The sequence below is a fragment of the Hallella absiana genome (assembly GCF_025457485.1).
Lineage (GTDB): Bacteria > Bacteroidota > Bacteroidia > Bacteroidales > Bacteroidaceae > Prevotella > Prevotella absiana.
The window spans coordinates 128,631-150,964 of record NZ_JAMXSP010000004.1 but is presented as its reverse complement, the minus strand read 5'-3'; the positions used below and the strand labels follow the sequence as shown (position 1 = coordinate 150,964).

Here is a 22,334-nt window from a genome sequence, read left to right as displayed (position 1 = left end):
GAATAGATTAGAACAATGTTAGAAGTAAAGAACTTACATGCCTCTATTGCAGGCAAAGAGATATTAAAAGGTATCAACCTCACCGTCGCCGACGGCGAGATTCACGCTATCATGGGACCTAACGGTTCGGGTAAGTCTACGCTGTCTGCTGTGCTTACCGGCAATCCGCTTTACACCGTCACCGAGGGCGAGGCCATCTTCAATGGTAAGAATCTGTTGGAGATGAAGCCCGAAGACCGTGCCCGCGAGGGACTCTTCCTCAGTTTCCAGTACCCTGTGGAGATCCCCGGCGTGTCGATGGTCAACTTCATGAAGGCCGCCGTCAACGCCAAACGGAAGTATCAGGGCTTGGAGCCGCTGACGGCTGCCGACTTCATGAAGCTTATGCGCGAGAAGCGTGAGATCGTGGAGCTCGACGCCAAACTCTCACGCCGCTCCGTCAACGAGGGCTTCTCGGGTGGTGAGAAGAAACGCAACGAGATCTTCCAGATGGCAATGCTCGACCCACAGTTGAGTATCCTCGACGAGACTGACTCTGGATTGGATGTCGACGCCATGCGTATTGTAGCTGATGGTGTGAACAAGCTCTTCACCCCGAAGAAGTCCATTATCGTCATCACGCACTACGAGCGGTTGCTCGACATGATCAAGCCCAACATTGTGCACGTGCTGTACAATGGTCGTATCGTCAAGACCGAAGGCCCGGAGCTCGCCAAGGAGATAGAGAAGCGCGGCTACGATTGGATCAAGGAAGAGGCTGACGCTAAATATGGTAAATAAGGAGGTTGGCGTATGACTCAAGCAGAACAACAGTATATCGACCTCTACAGCCAGACGCGGCAGATGATTGCCGGGCACAGCGCGCCTGTGCTCAACGCGCTGCGCGACAAGGCTTTTGAGGACTTCAAGCGGCAGGGCTTTCCCTCACGCAAGGTCGAGCGATATAAGTACACCGACATGCAGGAACTCTTCGCACCCGACTATGGACTGAACATCAACCGCATTGACATCCCGGTCAACCCTTACGATGTCTTCCATTGTGATGTGCCCAACCTCAGTACTTCTCTCTATTTTGTCGTCAACGACCAGTTCTATAAGAAGGCACTGCCGAAGGCGCAATTACCCGAGGGCGTCGTCGTGGAGAGTCTTTGCGACGCGGCGCACAACCATCCCGACTTGGTGGCAAAGTACTATGGTAAGATCGCCAAGACTGAAGAGGACGCGGTGACCGCGCTGAACACCATGCTGGCGCAGGACGGTCTCTTTGTCTATGTGCCGAAAAACGTCAAAGTGGACCGTGCCATTCAGGTGGTGAACATCCTGCGCTCTGACGTGGATCTGATGGTCAACCGCCGTGTACTCATTGTCATGGACGAAGGCAGTGAGGCTAAGTTCCTCTTCTGCGACGACTCCGCCGACGACCGTCACTTCCTTGGCACGCAGGTCATCGAGGCTTATGTTGGCGACAATGCCGGTCTCGACCTCTATTGTCTGGAGCAGACACACGAGAAGAATACACGTGTGTCCAACGTCTATGTCGAGCAGCAGGCCAACAGCCGCTTTAATCATAATGTCATCACACTACGAAATGGCGTGACACGCAACAAACTCGACCTGGTCTTCAAGGGCGAGGGCGCTGAGTGCTGGTGCAACGGTTGCGTCATTGCTGACCACAGTGAGCATGTCGACAACAACACGCTCATCGATCATCAGGTGGGACACTGCGATTCGCATGAACTCTATAAATATGTGCTCGACGGGCAGGCCGTCGGTGCCTTTGCCGGTAGAGTGCTCGTTCGGCATGGCAGTCAGAAGACAACGTCGCAGGAAACAAATCAGAATCTTGTGATGACAAAGACGGCGCGGATGTACACTCAGCCGATGCTGGAGATCTATGCCGACGACGTGAAGTGTGCTCATGGCTCTACGGTGGGACAACTCAACGACGCTGCGCTTTTCTATATGCAGCAGCGCGGTATCGACGAGCATGAGGCTAAGTTGCTACTGGAGTTCGCTTTCGTTGGTGAGGTCATTGACCAGATCAAGCTCGAACCCTTGCGCGACCGGCTCCATCACCTCGTGGAGAAGCGCTTCCGCGGTGAGCTTGGCAACTGTGAGAATTGCAGGATTAAGAAATAAAGACTGACAAGGCATTCCCTGATCCATCTGAAAAAGAAGGGTCAGGGATGTCTTGTTATCATCAAGAATAGCTCTGATGGCGATCAGTATGATATAGATGCCGATAAGAACAATGTGTGATGTCGATATATATTATATAAGGTGTCGGTCAGAGTAAGACAAGTTTTCTATAAGAAAAGATAAAGATGTACGATATCAATCAAGTACGGGAAGATTTCCCGATATTGTCGCGTAAAGTCTACGACAAGCCGTTGGTCTACTTCGACAATGCGGCTACGACACAGAAACCACTCTGTGTCTTAGATGCCATGCGCGAAGAATACCTCAATGTCAACGCCAATGTGCACCGGGGTGTGCACTGGATGAGCCAGCAGGCTACCGAGTTGCACGAGCAGGCACGTGAAACGGTACGACGATTTCTCAATGCCAAGTCCACCACAGAGATCGTCTTTACCCGTGGCACCACCGAGGGACTGAACCTCGTGGCCAGCACTTTCGCCGACGAGTGTATGCAGGAAGGCGATGAAGTCATCGTCTCCACAATGGAGCACCACTCCAATATCGTGCCCTGGCAATTGCAAGCACGCAAGAAGGGCATTGTGCTCAAGGTCATACCGATGAGCGATGACGGCATCCTCGACATGGAGGCTTATAGAAGCCTTTTCACTGAGAAGACGCGCATCGTATCTGTTTGTCATGTGAGCAACGTCCTCGGTACGGTCAATCCTGTCAAGGACATCGTGCGCATCGCCCACGAGCATGGTGTGCCCGTGATGGTCGACGGTGCTCAGAGTGCGCCCCACTTCAAGGTGGATGTACAGGACATCGACTGCGATTTCTTTGTCTTCAGCGGACACAAGGTCTATGGTCCCACAGGCATTGGCGTGCTCTATGGCAAAGAGGCTTGGCTGGAGAAGTTGCCGCCGTATCAGGGGGGTGGTGAGATGATTGAGCACGTGAGCTTTGAGCATACCACCTTCGAGCGTCCGCCTTTGAAGTTTGAGGCCGGTACGCCCGACTATATTGCCTCGCATGGACTCGCCATGGCACTTGACTACGTGACGAAGTTAGGGATGGACAACATTGCGGCTCATGAGCAGGAACTCACCCGCTACGCCATTCAGCGGCTTCAGGAGATACCGGAGATGCACATCTATGGACCTATTGCCCAGGCAGAGACAGCGGCGTCTCAACCTTTGTCGCTCGACGCTCATGCCCACGATGCAGTGGTCAGCTTCAATGTAGGCAATATTCACCACATGGACTTGGGTACACTCCTTGACCGTCTGGGCATCGCTGTCCGTACGGGTCATCACTGTGCACAGCCGTTGATGGACCGTCTGGGCGTGTTGGGAACGGTGCGCGCTTCCTTTGCGTTGTACAATACCAAGGAGGAGATCGACACGCTTGTTGCCGGCATTGACCGCGTGCGCAAGATGTTCTGAGCATTTGTCATGGGTCATTCGTCATTCAATACTCAACATTCATCGCTCATCATTATTTATCACTCATCCATCTACATTCCCATTGTTACCACATTATTATACTGATTGCATAGAGGCCGGCTGTGACGAGGCCGGCCGCGGATGCCTGGCGGGTAGTGTCTATGCTGCCGCCGTCATCCTGCCGCGTGACTACGACAATCCGCTACTCAATGACTCTAAACAGCTTACGGCCAAGAAACGCTATGAGCTCCGCAAGGTCATTGAGCATGATGCTGTGGCGTGGGCTGTCGGTATTGTCACACCGGAGGAAATCGATGAGATCAACATCCTTCATGCCAGCTTTTTGGCTATGCACCGCGCCCTCGACCAGTTAAAGGTCAGACCAGATAAGCTCATCATCGACGGCAACCGTTTCGATCCCTATGTTCCTATTGCCGACGAGGCGTGTCAACCGCGACAAAAGCGTGTCTTTCCCAAGCGCGATGGTCGCCAGCCCTTGCCTTATCAGTGTATCGTCAAGGGCGACGGGAAGTACGAAGCCATTGCTGCGGCCAGCATTCTTGCCAAGACCTTTCGCGATGACTATATGGATGAGCTCGACCGGAAATATCCTGTCTATGGCTGGAAGAAGAACAAAGGCTATCCAACACGGCAGCACCGGATGGCCATTCGCGACCATGGCGTCTCACCCTACCATCGCAAGACGTTTAATCTCCTTGGCGACTTACAGCCAACGCTATTCGAGAATATAGAGTAAACAACCTCTTCTTATTCTAATCTCATCAGCAAGTTACAGTCTATGCTGCTTGAGAATGTTGTGTAACCCTAAACCTCAACCTCAACAATATGAAACATCCTTTACGCTTCCTTTTCCTTTTGCTGGCTTGTTGTCATTTTGTGCTGCTGATGGCGGCTCCAGCCCGTCGTGGTCATTGGATACAAGTGGTTACAACAGACGGAAAATCCGTGAAAGTGGAACTCTTGGGCGATGAGCGTATCCGTTATGCGCGCGCCGCCGATGGCACTTGTTATGTCTTGAACAAAGCGACAGGACGTTATCAGGAGGTTTCAAGCGACAGTATTGTGTCGAATGCGGCAAAGCGATATGCTTCTGTCTCCCGTCGTTTTGCACCGGCAGCCCGTCGCGCTGAGGCTGCGTCTTCTATATTTTCAGGAAACAAGCGTGGGCTTGTGATTTTGGTAGAGTTTCCTAATAAGCAGTTCAGCATGGCTGATCCTGTTGCTCTCTATCGCAAGATCACCAATGCTCCTGACTATCACGACAATGGCTTCCAAGGTTCTGTCCGCGATTATTTCAAGGCACAGAGTGGAGGCAAGTTCATCTTGGACTTCGACGTGGCGGGGCCGGTGATGATGTCTCAGCCTTATGATTATTATGGAAATGACGGTGAGAAGAACATCAGCGAGATGGTGAAAGAGGCATGCAAAGGCGTGCAGGACAGCATCGACTTCTCTCGTTATGACTGGGACGGCGACGGCGAAGCCGAGGAAGTCTTTATCCTCTATGCCGGATATGGGCAGAATGACTATGACACCTCCAACGACAGTCTGATATGGCCTCTGATGAACACGCTCGAAGGAGAATCATTGAAGATCAACGGTACGAAGATCAACACTTATGCTTGTTCCAGTGAGCTGAAATATGATGGAGAGATAGCAGGTATCGGTACTTTCTGTCATGAGTTCTCCCATTGCATGGGCTTCCCCGATATCTACGATGTTCAGAACAAAGGCAGTTTTGCCATGGACGCCTGGGATCTGATGGACTATGGCAACTACAATGGTGACGGGTATCTTCCGGCCGGATATACAGCCTATGAGAAGATGACGTGCGGCTGGCTCTCCCCTGTAGAGTTGGGAAACAATTCCGTGGAGGTCAAGGATATGAAACCGCTCGCCGATGGAGGACAAGCTTATCTGATCCGGCATCCGCAATATGCAAACGAATACTTCCTTTTAGAAAACCGCCAGCCCGTTGGCTTTGACAAGCTGCTGCCTGGCAGTGGCGTGCTCATCACCCATGTCGACTATGACAAAGACGCGTGGAAAGCCAATGCTGTCAATACGATAGGACTGTATAACGGCTATTATAACGATCACCTTCGTCTCGCCTTAGTCCCTGCAGACGGAATTGGTTCCCGATCAACTACAGCTCATGACGCTTATCCCTACGGCTCCCGCAACAGCTTCTCTGATAACTCCTCGCCGGCGACACAGCTCTTTCATGATAATTACGACGGCAGTAGGGTGCTGCATTGCAGTGTGACAAATATTGATGTCGACGGTGATGGGTTAGCTTCCTTTGCTTATTCGCCTGATCTTTCTCTTGCCACCAATCAAGAAGAAGGAGAGTATTTACTCAAGGAAACCTTCTCCAATTGCAAAAGTACTGGTGGCAATGACGGACGTTTCAATGGCTCTATAGCCAATGGTAGCTTTCTGTCGGATTTGAAAGGCTGGAATCCTCTGTGTAGTGCCTATGGTGGTGATCATTGTGCACGCTTCGGCAGTAGTAGTAGCCGTGGTGATGGTGGCTTCTTAGTATGCACTCCTTATTTTACGCTTCCTGGCGATACTGTGACGCTGACCTTTCGTTTGGCAGGTTGGAATACGAAGAGTGAAGGTACTGACTTGCAATTATTCTTGAGTCAGTCCGATGCTCAGTTTACTGAAGCCAAGGGCGCAACGATCATGACTACCATGCAGAAAGGGCAGTGGCAAACCTACGCTTATCATATTGTGGGCAAGGGCTCTTGCTCTCTGACATTTATTGCTACCGGTCGATTCTTCCTTGATGACGTGTATATCACAAAGCCGGTGGCGACAGGCATCCATGACCTTCCGGTATCCGACAAGGTTCAGCCAAGTATCTACAGTCTTTCCGGTCAGAACATGGGTACTGATCCTTCTGCTTTACCAAAAGGCATTTACATTATCAACCATCATAAGGTGATATTGGGAAAATAAATCTGCGAGTCTGACTGTGGGTTAAGAAGTGGAAGCTTTTGTAGACTTTATCATGATGAAGTGTAAGTGTGGGGCCTATAAAAGCTTTGTTTTTATACATAACTGCCGTTTGTTTAACTAATAAGTGTTAATAGAACCATGTTTTTAACATGATTCTTTCTTCCTTTCATCATCATCTATTAATTTTGCAAATGAAATTGAGGAATTGTAGTATGTCAGTGAAGGACTATTGCAAAAATCGTTTTGTATGCGAACAAACTTATGAGGACGACTTGTTGTCGCTTTTGAGTTTTTGCATCTTGCGAGAGAGTATATTGTAAACATATCGTATATCTAATCAGAAGAGAGAATTTATGGGAAAAGGACTAATGATGTATTTAGGATGCTTCTTCTTCCAAGGAGGCATAAATTCAAGCAATGTTTAGTGGTATCGTAGCCTCTGTTGAGGCGGTGCCCCTATTGTGGGTGTGGCTGTAGTAATTCTACAGATGAGGTCGCATTCGCTGTGGGTATGGTATGAAGTATCATGTGCATAAAGAAAACAATAACATAAGAATTTATCAGCCCGTGAGGGTCTGATTTTAATTCTCTCTATTTTTTCCGGGAACTGGCTCGTGCGAGTCGGTTCCCGTTTTTTCTTTTTGCTATGTGCGAGAATAGTTGTAACTTTGTAGTACGAAAACGATGTAATGTTTAGTTCAATAAGTATTGGTAAGAGGCAAGAACATGATACGCAAGACTTTATTCCTTTTTCTTTTGTTTCTCGGCTTTGGCTTGAGCGCTGCTGCTGAGGACAGTGAACGTGTCAACCATCAGGCAGTGAGAGTGGTCAAAGAACTCACGCCTCACTGGACCGGCACATGGGCGACCGCCATGCAGACGCCAGTGAAGGCTTTCATGCCCTATAACAATCAGATGAGCAACCGTTCGGTGCGACAAATCGTGAAGGTGTCGGCAGGTGGAGACGTTGTTCGCTTGCAGCTGTCCAACATCTTTTCCACTACTCCCGTCGTGCTGCGCTCTGTATATATCGCTCCGGCTCTCGGCGGTCATCGCGTCGACTCAGCCAAGGCCGTGTATCTCTCTTTCAGTGGTCACCGTGGTGTGACGGTCCCGGCCGGCAAGAGTTTGTTTTCCGATGCCGTACGCTTTGCGTTGAAGCCCTTGCAGCTCGTTGCCATCACCGTCAACTATCAGACAGCGCCTAAGGTGCCGACCGTACACATGGGCTCGCGCACCACCTCTTATATATTAAAAGGAGAGAGCAGACCGTCGACCGACTTCTCCCATGCCTTCCGCTATGAGAAATGGTTCAACATTGCAGCCCTTGACGTCTACACGCGCGACGTGCGTACCATTGCCATCCTCGGCAACAGCATCACCGACGGAAAGGGCTCCACGACCGATCATCAAAACCGGTGGCCCGACGAGATGAGCTATCAACTCAACGAGGTGGCAGGAGCGAAAGCGGTGAAAGAAGGGAAGAAACGCATGCAGTACGGTGTGCTGAACCTCGGCATTGGCAACAACCGTGTGCTCACGGTGGGCTTCGGACAGCCTGCTCGTCAGCGTTTCGATCGTGATATTCTGGAGCAGCGTGGCGTGACGGATGTCATCCTCTTTGAGGGCATCAACGACTTAGGCAACAGTAAGGACGGCATTGTCACTGCTCATGAGCTGGTGGAGGCATATAAACAGATGATAGAAAAATGTCATAAGGCAGGGTTGAAGGTATGGCTGGGTACGATCACGCCGATGAAAGGTGCTCATTATTATTCTGTCAGCCATGAGCTCGGCCGTAAGTTGGTCAATAACTGGATACGCTTGCAACATGAGGCCGACGGCGTTCTCGACTTCGACAAGCTCATGCGTGACCCTGCTGACGAGCACGCCCTGCGTCCGGGCTTGTATCTTCCCGATCATCTCCATCCCAATGCCGAAGGATATAAGATGATGGGAAAGTATGCGGCAGAGAGGGTGTTATCGCTTGAGTGAAGCTGCGGCAAGCAACTCCTTGGCCACGAGACACAGCTCATCGTACCATTCCTTACCGAATCGGCGGATGAGCGGCTCCTTGAGAAACTCATAGACCCGGATGTTCTCCTCTTGTCCTTTGCGCACAGCGGCTTTGCAAACATCCCAACGATGGTAGTTGATGCCTACGAGCCCGTTGCTGAAACTTTTCTCTCGGATAGGGTAGAGCTCGCATGAGATGGGCTTGCGCCATTTCGTCTTTCCCGCACGATAAGCACAGTCAAAGGCGCAGAGACAGCAATGGGGCACGGCGGACTTGCCGTCGCCTAAGTCGAGATCGCGATAGCAGGTAAACACGCAGTCCTTGCCGCCTACGATGCTTGTCACCAGGTCGCCGTCGTTGTCGGTGTAGGCTACGCCTTGTTTGTCGATGACGCTCTGTGCCGAAGCACTGAGGTCGCCCCATACCACGTCGAGTGCGTCTTCCATCTCCCCGACCTCATCGAGGGTTACCGGTGCGCCGGCGTCGCCCTCCACACAGCACTGTCCTTTGCAGGCGTGTAGGTCACAACAAAACTTCTCAGTGAAAATATCCGGGGAAACGAGCACGTTTCCCACTTCTACGATATGCAGTTCCATAATTAATCAGACCCTCTATAGCTTGTTCTTTCTACCAATCGATGGCTTGTTGGCCGTGAGCCGTGAGATATTCGTTGCAGCGTGAGAACTGGTGCAGGCCGAACCATCCGCCTCGGTTGGCGGAGAGCGGTGAGGGGTGAGCCGACTCCAGCACGAGGTTCTGCTGCTCATTGATGAGATAGCGCTTGCTGCGCGCATATCCGCCCCAAAGCATGTACACGATGCCCTGTCGGTGATCGCTGAGCGCTTTGATGGCCGCGTCGGTAAAGAACGACCATCCCAGACGCTGATGGCTGTTGGCCAGATGTGCCCTGACGGTGAGCGTGGCGTTGAGGAGCAGCACACCCTGACGTGCCCAACGGGTGAGATCGCCATTTGTCGGCATCGGCTTGCCGAGGTCGGCTTGTATCTCCTTGAAGATGTTGACAAGCGAAGGCGGCATGACAATGCCCTCAGGCACCGAGAAACTCAGCCCCATGGCCTGTCCCTGCTCGTGATAAGGATCCTGCCCGATGATCACCACCTTCACCTTGTCGAAGGGACAGAGATTGAAAGCGTTGAAGATCAGATGGCCCGGCGGAAAACACTGCTGCGTCTTGTATTCTTCTTTCACCTGCTGGGTGAGACTGGCAAAGTACGGCTTGTCAAACTCCGCGCCCAAGTATTGTTTCCAGGAAGGTTCTATCTGTACGTTCATAATAAAAAAGCCCCACCTCCGGTCAAGAGCCGGAGATGGGGCTATTAAGTATGTTGATTATTTATTGTCGCTGATGAGGTTCTCGCCGGTCATGTCAGCAGGCTGCTCCAGACCCATGATATGCAGGATGGAAGGAGCCACGTCGGCCAGACGTCCGTCCTTTACTGTGGCGCTGTTGTTGTTCGTCACATAGATAAACGGAACGGGGTTGAGCGAGTGTGCTGTGTTAGGCGTGCCGTCGGGGTTGATGGCGTTGTCAGCATTGCCGTGGTCAGCAATGATGATAGCCTCGTAGTCATTGGCCTTGGCAGCCTCGATGACGTCGTGTACGCAGTGGTCAACAGCCCAAACAGCCTTGGCGATGGCATTGTAGACACCCGTGTGGCCGACCATATCGCCATTGGCGAAGTTGACCACGATGAAGTCGTACTGCTGTGTGTTGATGGCGCCGACGAGTTTGTCCTTCACCTCGTATGCGCTCATTTCCGGCTGCAGGTCGTAGGTAGCCACTTTAGGCGAGTGTACGAGGATACGGTCCTCACCCTCGTAAGGAGCCTCGCGGCCGCCGTTGAAGAAGAACGTCACGTGAGCGTACTTCTCAGTCTCTGCTGTGTGGAGCTGACGCAGACCCTTCTTAGAGAGATATTCGCCGAGGGTGTCCTGAACGTTCTCTTTTGGGAAGAGAATGTGTACGCCCTTGAAGTTGGCATCGTACGGAGTCATGCAGTAGTACTGCAGATCCTTGATAGTGTGCATGCCCTCTGCCGGCATATCCTCCTGAGTGAGCACCTGAGTGAGCTCGCGTGCACGGTCGTTGCGGAAGTTGATGAAGATGATCACGTCGCCTTCCTGAATCGTGCCGTCGACGGCGGAGTTGTTGATCGGCTTGATGAACTCGTCGGTCACGCCTTCGTCATAGCTCTCCTGCATGGCCTTGACCAAGTCAGTAGCCTGCTTACCCTTGCCCTCGACGAGCAGGTCGTAAGCCTCCTTGACGCGGTTCCAGCGCTTGTCGCGGTCCATAGCGTAGAAGCGGCCTACGATGCTGGCGATGTGAGCGCCGTTGTCGTTGCATACCTTCTCGATGTCGGCGATGAATCCCTTGCCACTCTTCGGGTCAGTGTCACGACCGTCCATGAAGCAGTGTACATAGACATCTTTGAGGTTATATTCTTTTCCGATCTCGATGAGTTTGAAGAGGTGGTTGAGGCTGGAGTGCACGCCACCGGTAGAAGTCAGCCCCATCAGGTGGAGCTTCTTGCCGGTCTTCTGAGCGTAGCTATAAGCGTTGACGATCTCCTTGTTCTTCAGGATGTCACCTGTCTCGCAGGCCTTGTTGATCTTCACCAGGTCCTGATAGACGATACGTCCTGCACCGATGTTCAAGTGTCCTACCTCGGAGTTGCCCATCTGTCCTTTTGGCAGACCGACGTCCTCGCCGCAGGCCATGAGCTGAGAGTGAGCGCATGTAGCGTTGAGATAATCGAGATAAGGTGTCGGTGTGTTGTAGATCACGTCACCTTTGCCATGCTGTCCGATTCCCCATCCATCGAGAATCATCAATAAAGCTTTCTTTGCCATAGTGTTAAATGTATGTTATGTTGTTGATATTCTGTATCACTGCAAAGTTACTACCTTTTCAGCGAATGACAAAATCTAAAGGCAGAAAAAGAAAAGCAGCGTTTGTGTTGTGTATAGATGGCAATCTTATAATATGATGGGAGTTTCGTAGGTATGTTAGTTATGATCTTCATCCGTAAACGTTTAATTGCCATTGGTTATAATTAATTATGGTACAAAACAGACTAAAGTTTGTTTTTTCGACATTATATGGGTATCTTTGCAATATGTATTATATTTGGCTCGACGAAAGTGATAAGGAGGGTAAGTATTATTCTAACTTCTACGGTGGCATTCTGATTGACTCTGCCAACGTAGAAGATGTATTACGTCAAAGTAAAGAGGAAGTAGAAAAGGTTGGGCTGAAGGACGAAGAAATAAAATGGCAAAAAGTAAACGCTTATACATTCGATAAATACAAGCATATCGTCGATTTTGTCTTTGGCTTACTGAGGGCAGGTAAGTTGAAAATTAGAATATTTTTTCGTAATAACCAGTATGTTCCTGTTGATCTGACGAAAGATCAGAAAAAGCACGAATACTCGCTTCTGTACTATCAATTCATCAAACATGCTTTCGGACTACGATATTCTAACCCCGACGGAAAGGACACGAACGTTAAGCTGCTACTTGACGACATGCCTCTAAAAGGCGAGGACTCGAAAAAGTTTAAAAACTATATTTATAGGCTGAACTACGATGATGGTTTCAAGAAAGCCCATTTGCATATAAGCGAGGAGGACATTTGTGAGGTGGACTCGAAGAAGCATCTTCCCTTGCAGTTTATGGATCTGATCCTTGGTGCCATGTGCTTTCGACTTAACGACAAACATAAAATCAAAGATCCTGTTTCAGGAAAGCGAGGCACACGTACAAAGTTGAAGGAACAACTTTACAAGCATATCAACCAAAAAATTCGTGAGTTGCATCCCGGCTTTAATGTCGGAATAAGCACTGGCGTAACAGAACTTTCTGACAGATGGAGTGATGCTTACCGTCACTGGAGTTTCATTCCAGCAAACCATGAAAGGGATTATACAAAGGCAAAGAAATGAAAACGGCCCCTATGCATCTACCGAGTCAGCTACGTCAACGTAGCCTTTCAATGCGATAAGGACCTGTCTTCACTTGCAAAGATACGTTTTATTCTCGTAAACTCCAAATCTTTTAGCTTTTTTTGAGGGCTGAAAATGTCGTAAACGATTTGCTTTACGTCTTATATCCATTTTCTATTGTTTTCCCTCAGTTGCTGCTTTTCCTGTATTCCGATGGCGACATGCCGACATGCTCCTTGAAGTATTTTCCAAGGAAGCTTTGGTTGGCGAAGCGGAGGTCCTCTGTGATCTCCTTGATCGACTTTGACGTGTTTTTCAGCAGGTTGCGGAGCTCGAGCGTCACGTAGGTATCGATCCACTCATTGGGTGTCTGGTGGCTGACCTGCTTGATGATCTCGGAGAGATATTTCGGTGTGATGCTCAGCTGCAAGGCGTACCATCCCACGCGTCGCTCCTGTCGGAAGTTCTGTTCGACGAGTTGGATGAACTTCACGAAGATGTCCTCAGCGCGTGCCCGACGGGTCTGCATGAGTTGCTGCGACTGCCAGATGGTGTTGCCTGCGTCGTAGATGAGAGCCTTGAGGAGGCTCTGCACCGTCTCTCGGCGGAAGTGGTGATTGGTGTCGCCGACTTTTGTCTTGATAAACGAGAAGAAGTCGACGATGTTCTGCTGCTTCTGTGGGTCGAGATGATAAACAGGATGCATACGTGAGAAGATATACATTGTCGAGAGGTCGTGCACGCCGGCAAGGACTTCGTGGAAGTATTGGCTGGAGATGATGATGACCACCTCTTTGTGATCCGGACTGAACTTGTAGTAGTCAAGAATGGCACCGTTGCTGATGATGATGATGTCGCCGGCCCTCACCTTATGGTGGATGGTGTCAACGCTGTACTCACCCTCTCCTTGTGTGCAGAGCGCCAGCAGGATGAAATCCATGCGGCGGGGCTCCTGAAAGACGGGCAGGTTGTTCATGTTTTCTGTGAGAACCAGGTCGTCGTCGATGTAGCTGCCTCCTTGGATGAGTTTGACGTCGTTGATGGAAATACTGTTGAGACTCATGTTCATATCTTATTGGAAAGTGTTGTCAATGAATATCGGTGCGACATCCACGGCCTGTGCTTCCGTGATCTGGTCGCGTCGGAAATATCGGTCGCCCGTCACCGTGACTCGTCGCTGGTATCCGATGGCAAAGACTGGGCTGGCCTGTTCGTCCATCTGTCCGTTGCAGGTATAGTGCAGTCCGGCGGTCTCGATCTGCTCGCCCCATCGTGCCTCGCGGAGGTTGAGGCGGACGAAGCCACGGAAGCCACGGTCATAGTCGTAGGTCACCTCGTTGCCGTTGGCGTCGAAATAGTTATATCCCCGGCTTCTGACGATTTTCTCGGCAGGGAGGCAGGTAGTGTAGGCCTTGCAGGGTGCGGTTTGCTGTTGCGCAAAGGGTGCGGTGACGTTTTCGTCGTCTGTCGTCTCCACGGCATGTCGCCACAGTGCCGCGTCGAAATCGCTTGCCGTCCAAGGCGTGTCGGCTTGTCGTCCGTCGACCCACTCGTGTCCGTCGGCTGTGAGTCCTGAGGCCGCATGACGACAAATCCACGAATTGTCGCTGAAGTAGGCGAAGCGTTGCCCCTTGCTGTCGATGCCGTAGAAGACTGCCGACACCTGCCGCCGCGTGGCGTGAGGGAAAACAGGACTGTAGAGCACAGCCACCACGTTGCTGTCAGGACGCAGATAGGGCGTCACGTCGAACGTCAGCGCAATGGCCGTCGTGTCGCCCTGTGGTCGTGACGGGTAGAAGAGCGCGGTGCCAACCTTGGCTTCGTTGACATACACCTTGACGAGACCTGTCGTTGCGATGGTGAGATGGGCCTCGCGGTGACGTGCGCTGGAGAGCAGCGTGGTGCGAAACCATACGTGGGCCAGGCTGTCGGTGTCGGGAGCAGCCACCCAGTGGGTGTTGAATTGCCGGGCATTGACCCACAGCACCGTTGTCCACAAAACGAATGTCAACAGCCAGCCTCTCATTCTATAATCGTTTTCTTGTTCTTTTTCACTTTGATCGTCTTTTTCATACCGTTGTAGACGAGCGTCACCTTACCGGTGCGCACGCCGGAGAGTTCGCATCGTGTGATGCGTCCATTCTTCCATGCCATCGAGACTGTATAACCGCCGCGCGCCTTCAGTCCGTTGATGGATCCGTCGGCCCACTGCCGTGGCAGAGCCGGCAAGAGTTCTATCGTGTCGTCGTGGCTTTGCATGAGCATCTCGCAGACACCGGCCACGCCGCCGAAGTTGCCGTCGATCTGGAAGGGCGGGTGGGCGTCGAAGAGGTTGGGAAATGTGCCTCCGTGCTGCGACCGCGTGTGCTCGGGATCGACATAAGCGAGAAGTTTCTGATAGATGTGATAGGCCATTGTGCCGTTGTGAAGACGTGCCCAGAGGTTGATGCGCCATCCTGTGCTCCATCCCGTGGTCTGTTCTCCTTTTTGTCGCAGTGTCGCCGCGGCGGCCTCGGCAAGTCGGGGTGTGCCGCTGACCGTGATCTGATGTCCGGGATAGAGACCGATGAGATGGCTCTGATGACGGTGATGGAAGTCCTCGTCGTCCCAGTCGTAATACCACTCGTTGAGGTCGCCGCGCTGTCCGACGACGTAGGGATGGAGCCGGTCGAGGGCATTTTGTAGCGAGTCGCGCAGGCTTTTGTCGGTGCCAAGCGTGCGGGCAGCCTGCAAGGTGTTGGTGAACAGTTCGCGTATGATAGCCAGGTCGGCCGTACCGCCATACATGGTTGCGCCCTTATATCCTTTTGCGTTGATGTAGAAAGCTTCGGGCGATGTGCTCGGCGCGGTGATGAGCTCTTGGGGATTCTCCGGGTTGGGGATGAGCCAGTGAAGCATGAAACGGCTTGCGCCGCGCATGAGTGGATAGGCCGTCTGGCGGAGATAGTGCTCGTCCAGGGTGTAGAGATAGTGGTCGTAGACGTTCTGCATGAGCCAGGCGCCGCCCATGTTCCAGTTGCTCCACGTGGGACTCTCGTTTTTTTCGCCTACGGGATTGGTCATCGCCCAGATGTCGCTGTTGTGTCCGCAGCTCCATCCCTCGCGTATGCCGTAGTAGTTCCATGCGTTGCGGTGACCGGTCTTGGCGAGGTTCTCACAGAAGGTGGCCAGCGGTTCAAACATCTCCGGCATGGCGGCGACGTCGCAGGGCCAGTAGTTCTCCTCCAGATTGATGTTGATCGTGTAGTTGCCCCTCCAGGGTGCCCAGAGCTTGTCGTTCCACAGTCCTTGCAGTTCAGCGGGAGCTCCGGGCGTGCGTGAGCAGGCGATGAGCATGTAGCGGCCGTACTGGAAATAGAGCGTCTCGAGGTATTTGTCCCGTGCACTGCTTTGTCCGTAGGTCCGTATCATGCTGTCGGTGGGCTCGGCGGTGTTGGGCTGCGCGCCGTTGAGGCTGAGTCTCAACCGTTGATAGATCGGCTGATAGTCAGCGAGATGGCGAGTGCGCAGGCTGTCGTAGGTGTAGTTGACCAGATGCCAGGCGTCGTCCATGGCGTTGGCGAGATAGGGTGCGCCCTGCTTGACGGGATGGCGGTCGTAGCCGTTGAAGCTCGTCTCGTTGACAAGATATAGCGTCAGCTCGCTGGCCTGCCGGACAAAGAGTGTGCTGTCGTCGTGCTCAATGGTGCCGTCGGGCGAGGCGGCTCGCACGATGGTGCAGAAATGTATGCTCTCGTTTGGGTCGCCGACGGCGTTGCCCGTCATCGTCAACTGCTTGTTGGCGGCCTTTGTGCCGTGGGGAACGAGCGAGCCGAGGGCGAGTCTGACGTTGATGGCTTTTGGTGTGGAACTTTTGATGCGCACAGCAATGACCTTGTCGGGATGCGAGGCGAAGTATTCTCGACGGTAGGTGACGCCGCCACGCGTGTAGCGGTCGCGGCACAGCGCGCTGTCGAGGTCGAGCTCGCGGCGGTAGTCCGTCGTCGGCCCCTCGTTGAGATCATAGATGCGCAGGGTGCCCAACGGCTCGTAGAATTGAGAGTTGTGACCCTGGACATGGTGCTGGAGCGAGTCGGCGAGGGGGTAGTCCTCGTTGAAGAGTGCCTCGCGGATTGCCGGAATCCACTGGTGAGCCGTACTGTCGACGCTGAGGTCTACGGGTTTTCCGGTCCAGAAGGTGATGTCGTTGAGGTGGATGATGTCGCAGTCGGGCGCTCCGTAGACGAGTGCTCCGAGCTTGCCGTTGCCGATGGGCAGCGACTGCTCGAAGAGGCGGGCTGGTTGGTCGTACCACAGGCGCATGGGCGGTTGCTGCGCGTGAGCGGCAGTCGTCAGGGCGGCCAGGGCAAGGGTGGTGATGAGTCGGTGCATAGATGATAGGGTTTGAGAGGGAATTGGCACCGGCGGAGCATCTGCCGGTTGCTGTCGAAAAAAGAAGGGCGGTCAGTAACGGCCGCCCAACTTATAGATAGATGTGTGATTTGTCTTTGCGCAAAGACGCTGGTGCGAGCCTGGCGCGACTACGCGTCGATGTTGGCGTAGGTAGCGTTTTGCTCGATAAACTCACGTCGGGGCTCCACGTCGTCGCCCATGAGCATGGAGAAGATCTCGTCGGCTTCGGCAGCGTTCTCGATGGTCACCTGCTTGAGCAAGCGTGTCTTGGGATCCATGGTGGTTTCCCAAAGCTGGTCGGGGTTCATCTCACCCAAACCTTTGTATCGCTGTGTGTGGATGCTCTTGCCGTCCTCTACGCCATTGCCGTATTTGTCGAGGAAGGCCTGGCGCTGTTGGTCGTTGTAGCAATACTCGCTGACCTTGCCTTTGTAAGTGCACTTGTAGAGTGGTGGCGTGGCGATATAGAGATGTCCGTCTTCGATGACTTTCGGCATGAAGCGGTAGAAGAGAGTCATGATCAGAGTGTCGATGTGTGAGCCATCGACATCGGCATCGGTCATGATGATAATCTTGTCGTAGCGCAACTTGTCGATATTGGCCTCGCGGTCGTCTTCGCCGTCGACACCGAAGCGTACGCCGATGCTCTGGATGATGTTCATCACCGACTCAGCCTCAAAGACGCGGTGCCACTGTACTTTCTCGACGTTGAGGATCTTTCCGCGCAACGGCAGAATAGCCTGGGTGTAGCGGTCGCGGCCCTGCTTGGCGGATCCACCTGCGGAGTCACCCTCGACGAGGAAGATCTCGCACTTCTTCGGGTCTTTGTTCGAGCAGTCGGCCAGCTTACCGGGCAGTCCGCCACCGCTCATCACGCTTTTGCGCTGCACACTCTCGCGTGCTTTGCGGGCAGCCACACGGGCTGTGGCGGCGAGGATCACCTTTTCGCAGATCCTCTTGGCTTCTGCCGGATGCTCCTCAAGATAGTTGGTCAGGGCCTCGCCGACGGCTTGGTTGACGGCACCGGTGACCTCGCTGTTGCCGAGCTTGGTCTTGGTCTGACCCTCAAATTGTGGTTCGGCGACTTTGATGGAGATGACGGCAGTGAGTCCCTCGCGGAAGTCCTCACCTGCCACTTCTATCTTTGCTTTCTCGATCTGCTTGGAGATAGCAGGATCGTTGTCGGCATAGTTCTTCAGCACACGTGTCAATGCCTGACGGAAGCCGGTGACGTGAGTACCGCCCTCGATGGTGTTGATGTTGTTGACGTAAGAGTGGAGGTTCTCGGAGTAGTCGGTATTGTACATGATGGCCACTTCGATGGGCACGCCCTGCTTCTCGGTCTTCAGATAGATGACATCATCGAAGAGATGGGTACGGTGACGGTCGATGTAGCGCACCATCTCCTTGAGTCCGTCCTTGGCGTGGAAGACTTCCTGGCGTGTCTTGCCGTCGTCGTCGGGACGCAGGTCGGTCAGCGTGATCTTGATGCCAGCGTTGAGGTATGCCAGCTCACGCATACGGCGTGCCACGATGTCCCACTGGAAGGTGGTAGTGGTGAAGATGGTGGGGTCTGGCCAGAACTGCTGGCGTGTGCCGCGCTTGTCGGTGTCGCCGATGACGCGCACGGGATAGAGCGGCTTTCCCTTTTCGTATTCCTGCTGGTAGATTTTTCCATCGCGGAAGACTTGCGACTTCATGTGTGTGGAGAGTGCGTTGACACAGCTCACGCCGACGCCGTGAAGACCACCGCTGACCTTGTAGGAGCCTTTGTCGAACTTACCACCGGCGTGGAGCACGGTCATGACGACTTCCAAGGCGCTCTTGTGCAGTTTCTTATGCTCGTCGACAGGGATGCCTCGGCCGTCGTCCTCTACGGTGCAGGAACCGTCTGCGTTGATGGTCACCTCGATGTTGTGGCAGAAACCTGCCATAGCCTCGTCGATGGAGTTGTCCACGGTCTCATTGATGAGATGGTGCAAACCTTTCTCACTGATGTCGCCAATATACATAGCCGGACGCTTGCGCACGGCTTCCAAACCCTCCAGCACTTGGATGTTGGAGGCGGAGTAATTATCCTCTGGATGTTGAATTTCTGCCATTTCTGTTTAGTTCGTATTTATCTGCAAAGGTACTAAAAAAGCGTGACATAGCGAAAACTTATGCTGTGAAAAATAACTGCAAAAGGAGGCTTTTGCCTCTCACACAAAGCCATAGTGCCACAAAGTGGTTTTTATTGGTTGGGGGGCTCAATCAATCGACGATTATTCAGCCGTTGTTTATTTGTAACCTGAAAGTCGGCGTTTAGGATTTAGCGATTATGTCCTCATGATGATGATACTCATAAAATCTGTTGAATAAACTGACAATTTTCCGCCCAAATACAGGCGATTTTCTGAACCGGCACCCTCCTCGGCCCGATTTTCGCGATTCTCAGCGACTTTTTGTAAAGTGTTGAAACTTAAGCAGTTATTAAAATAGGGCAATTTTGATAAACACAAAAAGGTACTTTGACGCAAAATTCTCTAGAGAATTTCTCGTCAAAGCACCTTTTTCATCGGGTCATCTCGGTTGTTTGACCCTATAAAACAACCGAGATGAGGCTGCCAACTCATTGTTTTGATCACTTCAACTCACGTTTTTGTGTTTTCCACACTACTTTTTGCTTATTTCTCTGTTTTTGTTTTCTCTGGATTGAAAGTTGTGGGAGAGGTGTTTTTGTCAATAACATTTCATTGTTAACATGCTTGCTCGTGCAGTTGCTCAGTGTCTCTCTGTCTCTGCGTGAAAGGATTATTGCCCTGGTGCGATGACGCGGTATTTGCCACTGAGATGGAGAAAGGCGAAGAGGCGGAGCAGGCCGTCGTAGTAGGCATCGAAGTATCCGTCGGCAAAGGGCACGTTGGCAGTGTGCCACAGACGGTCGGCAAAGTCACGGGCCTTGGCGTGGTCGGCGACTAACGACACGGCGGCAAGGGTAGCGACGAGACCTACGGAGTGGCGCAGTCCGGGTTTGCCGCCGCCCTCGTAGGGCCTTTCTGCCGGCATGCCGTCGGTGCGGTACTGGTCGATGTAGGCGTCGATGCCCTTGTTAAAGAAGAAGTCCTGTACGGTGTTGGCGTAGTGGTGTTGCCATGCCGTGTCGGCGCAGGCCCAGCTATAGTCCAGCGCGATGTTCATCGGCATGCGCCAGGAGTCATAGCGGAAATCCCGGTTTCCCTTCATGGCTTTGGTGCCCGGTGGCGTGAGCGGCTTGCCGTTGTAGTCCGTAAGGTCGGGGCAGAGTGCCGTGAGCGGGTCGATGCAGCGGTGGAGATAGCGGCGTGACGCTGCGGCATAAGCCTTGTAGTCATCGGCGTGACCGTCGCCAGCCCATCGTGCCCACACCTCGTAGAAGGCAGGAAGGTGGTAGCTGGGGTCGGTGAAGCGGGCGCCGAAGCCACTTGGCGTGAAGGTGATGAGACGGTGTTGTGGGTTGATGAGCGCGTTGGCACTGTCCTGGCCGTTGCCCTCCCTGACGAGACGCAACAACCGCTGGGCTTCAGCGAGGTAGTCGATACCCGAATGGTTGCCCCAGCGGTTGGAGGCGAAGATGAGCGAAGTGATCATATACAGTTCGCCGTCGCTGGCCGGACCCTCAGCGTTGTGCGTGCCGTCGGTCTTACAACTCCAGGCGTAGTAGCCAGCCAAAGGCCCCTGGCGCATGAGCATGTAGCGCTGAGCCCAACGCAGCAGTCGGTCGAAGATGTCCTTGCGGTTCATCTCCACGGCGATCATCATGCCGTAGGACATGCCCTCGGTGCGCACGTCGTGGTTCTTCAAGTCGGAGATATAGCCCATAGAGTCGCCCACCTCGAAGTAGACACGGTTGGGACCGAAGAATACTTCTTGGAAGACATCGTTGACACGGCGGTCGATGTCCTCAGAGGAATAGCCCATCTCGGCGAAATAGTTGCGGTAGCGGCCGGTCTGCATGCCGCCTTGGGTATACGGTGGTATGGGTGCGCCTTCGAAAGAAAGCCAGTCTATGTCGGCGTTGCTGCCCTTTTCGAGTTGCAATCCGATGTCGTAGGTGCCAGCGGTGACAGGTGCGATGGTGACCGTCTGCTCGGCGAAGGTGTCGCAGGGGGCTATGCTGAGGCGGGCTATGCGCTGGTTGCCAATGGTGACGGCAACGGAGGAAGGGCTTTGCGCACGGGCGCGGAGCGTCAGGCGGCAGAGGTTGGGACGGAAGGATACGCGGTTGTATCGTGCCCAGCCTTGGCGGGTGAGGTGCAGTGCCCAGCCGCGGAAGGGTTGCAGACTGTCTAAGAGAACGACTTGCGCGCCCGTGGACGAGATGCTGCTGTAGCGGTCGACCTCGATGTGGCGGCGGGCATCGGTGATGCCGACACCGCGCAGCGTAGGATGTACTTTCACGATTGTGCCGTCGGGGCGGAAGCTCAGCGAGTCGACGCGCACGGACCGGCACTTGTCAAACGACGGCGAATAGTCGTTGTGGTGATAGAAGAGATACCATTGTCCGCGGTACTGCACGATGGAGTGGTGGTTGGTCCAGCACTTGTCGGGCCATTCGTCCATGATCAGTCCTTTGAAGGTATAGGGTCCTTCCGGGCTTTCGCTCATGGCGTAGGCCAGCGTCTCGGTGCCGTTTTTCTGTCGCACCCAGGGGAAGGTAAGGTAGAACAGGCCGTTGCGCTCAAAGGCGAAGGGCCCCTCCTTGAAGCCGTCGGGCAGTCCCGCGATGGTCTTCGGTGTCTCTGCCAGCGACTGATAGTCGTCGTTCATGCGCGCTACGGTGATGCCGCCGTTGCCGGCCCAGAAGAGGTAGCTCTCTCCCCGGCTGGTCTGAAGCATACACGGGTCAATGCCTCTCACGCCGTCCAAGGGTTTGGCGGCAGGCGTGAAGGGACCGATGGGGCTGGGGGCAGTGGCGATGCCGATGCCGAAGCCGCGCTCCGAAGCCAGCCCGGAAGGGAAGAGCAGGTAGTAGCGTCCCTGATGCTCCACGCAGTCGGGAGCCCACATGGCGTAGCCTTCGTGGTTGGCCCAAGGCACTTGCTTCTGGTCGAGGATGACACCGTGGTCGGTCCAGTCGGTAAGATCATTGGAGGAAAAGACGTGGTAGTCGGCCATGGCGAACCACCGCCGCTCAGGTGCCACGGGGCTGATGATGTCGTGGGAGGGATAGAGATAGACGCGGTCGCCGAAGACGCGGGCGGTAGGGTCGGCGGAGTATTGATCACGGATCACCGGGTTCTGGGCCGTGGAGGACAATGACGGTAGCAATAGCGCGGCTGTCAATGCGCACCAAAGTACCCGGGTATGTCTTTTCAGAAAGGTAGTCATGTCGTGGTATTGTTTAGTTATAGGTGAGGCAAAGAT

Annotated in this window: 15 protein-coding genes; 7 read left to right on the top strand and 8 right to left on the bottom strand. The window is 53.3% G+C overall.

Annotated features, from left to right (window positions below):
• Window positions 1-15 precede the first annotated feature (15 nt).
• The 6 genes from sufC (at window position 16) to NG346_RS03355 (ending at window position 8,567) form a co-directional block, all read left to right on the top strand.
• Window positions 16-780, top strand: a complete 765-nt coding sequence (gene sufC / locus NG346_RS03380; RefSeq protein ID WP_154533731.1) for a Fe-S cluster assembly ATPase SufC — start codon at window positions 16-18, stop codon at window positions 778-780.
• A gap of 12 nt (window positions 781-792) precedes the next feature.
• Window positions 793-2,139 carry a Fe-S cluster assembly protein SufD gene (gene sufD, locus NG346_RS03375; protein ID WP_262288321.1) on the top strand — a complete coding sequence of 449 codons (1,347 nt, stop codon included), beginning with the start codon at window positions 793-795 and terminating at the stop codon, window positions 2,137-2,139.
• 185 nt (window positions 2,140-2,324) lie between these two features.
• Window positions 2,325-3,584: an aminotransferase class V-fold PLP-dependent enzyme gene (locus NG346_RS03370; protein WP_262288320.1), complete on the top strand. Its 1,260-nt coding sequence runs from the start codon at window positions 2,325-2,327 to the stop codon at window positions 3,582-3,584.
• 82 nt (window positions 3,585-3,666) lie between these two features.
• Window positions 3,667-4,341, top strand: a complete 675-nt coding sequence (locus tag NG346_RS03365; protein WP_262288319.1) for a ribonuclease HII — start codon at window positions 3,667-3,669, stop codon at window positions 4,339-4,341.
• A gap of 89 nt (window positions 4,342-4,430) precedes the next feature.
• The gene (locus tag NG346_RS03360; RefSeq protein WP_262288318.1) at window positions 4,431-6,572 is read left to right on the top strand and encodes a M6 family metalloprotease domain-containing protein; all 2,142 of its coding nucleotides are present in this window, start codon (window positions 4,431-4,433) and stop codon (window positions 6,570-6,572) included.
• Between the two features lie 726 nt (window positions 6,573-7,298).
• Window positions 7,299-8,567, top strand: a complete 1,269-nt coding sequence (locus NG346_RS03355; RefSeq protein WP_262288317.1) for an SGNH/GDSL hydrolase family protein — start codon at window positions 7,299-7,301, stop codon at window positions 8,565-8,567.
• On the opposite strand, the gene NG346_RS03350 is transcribed toward NG346_RS03355, so the two are convergent.
• The 3 genes from NG346_RS03350 to gpmI are packed head-to-tail and all read right to left on the bottom strand — an operon-like array spanning window position 8,553 to window position 11,463.
• Window positions 8,553-9,185, bottom strand: coding sequence for a DUF3109 family protein (locus tag NG346_RS03350; RefSeq protein WP_262288316.1), 633 nt, complete (start codon window positions 9,183-9,185; stop codon window positions 8,553-8,555). The genes NG346_RS03355 and NG346_RS03350 overlap by 15 nt on opposite strands.
• Window positions 9,186-9,216: 31 nt before the next feature.
• Complete coding sequence (ung, locus tag NG346_RS03345; RefSeq protein ID WP_262280226.1) at window positions 9,217-9,882, bottom strand: uracil-DNA glycosylase; 666 nt, start codon at window positions 9,880-9,882, stop codon at window positions 9,217-9,219.
• 57 nt (window positions 9,883-9,939) lie between these two features.
• Window positions 9,940-11,463 carry a 2,3-bisphosphoglycerate-independent phosphoglycerate mutase gene (gpmI, locus tag NG346_RS03340; protein WP_154533721.1) on the bottom strand — a complete coding sequence of 508 codons (1,524 nt, stop codon included), beginning with the start codon at window positions 11,461-11,463 and terminating at the stop codon, window positions 9,940-9,942.
• A 266-nt stretch (window positions 11,464-11,729) separates the two neighbouring features.
• Here gpmI and NG346_RS03335 point away from each other — a divergent pair, with 266 nt between their 5' ends.
• Window positions 11,730-12,557: a DUF3800 domain-containing protein gene (locus tag NG346_RS03335; RefSeq protein WP_262280227.1), complete on the top strand. Its 828-nt coding sequence runs from the start codon at window positions 11,730-11,732 to the stop codon at window positions 12,555-12,557.
• A 187-nt stretch (window positions 12,558-12,744) separates the two neighbouring features.
• On the opposite strand, the gene NG346_RS03330 is transcribed toward NG346_RS03335, so the two are convergent.
• The 5 genes from NG346_RS03330 to NG346_RS03310 all read right to left on the bottom strand — a co-directional run bounded on the left by NG346_RS03330 (window position 12,745) and on the right by NG346_RS03310 (window position 22,298).
• Window positions 12,745-13,620, bottom strand: coding sequence for an AraC family transcriptional regulator (locus NG346_RS03330; protein WP_317620779.1), 876 nt, complete (start codon window positions 13,618-13,620; stop codon window positions 12,745-12,747).
• 9 nt (window positions 13,621-13,629) lie between these two features.
• Window positions 13,630-14,583: an alpha-L-rhamnosidase N-terminal domain-containing protein gene (locus tag NG346_RS03325; protein ID WP_262288315.1), complete on the bottom strand. Its 954-nt coding sequence runs from the start codon at window positions 14,581-14,583 to the stop codon at window positions 13,630-13,632.
• On the bottom strand, window positions 14,580-16,928 hold the full coding sequence (locus tag NG346_RS03320; protein WP_262288314.1) for a glycoside hydrolase family 95 protein: 2,349 nt from the start codon (window positions 16,926-16,928) through the stop codon (window positions 14,580-14,582). Before NG346_RS03320 ends, NG346_RS03325 begins: the two co-directional genes overlap by 4 nt.
• Before the next feature lie 149 nt (window positions 16,929-17,077).
• Complete coding sequence (gene gyrB / locus NG346_RS03315) at window positions 17,078-19,051, bottom strand: DNA topoisomerase (ATP-hydrolyzing) subunit B (RefSeq protein WP_154533715.1); 1,974 nt, start codon at window positions 19,049-19,051, stop codon at window positions 17,078-17,080.
• A 691-nt stretch (window positions 19,052-19,742) separates the two neighbouring features.
• Window positions 19,743-22,298, bottom strand: coding sequence for a glycosyl hydrolase family 8 (locus tag NG346_RS03310; RefSeq protein ID WP_262288313.1), 2,556 nt, complete (start codon window positions 22,296-22,298; stop codon window positions 19,743-19,745).
• Window positions 22,299-22,334: the final 36 nt, after the last annotated feature.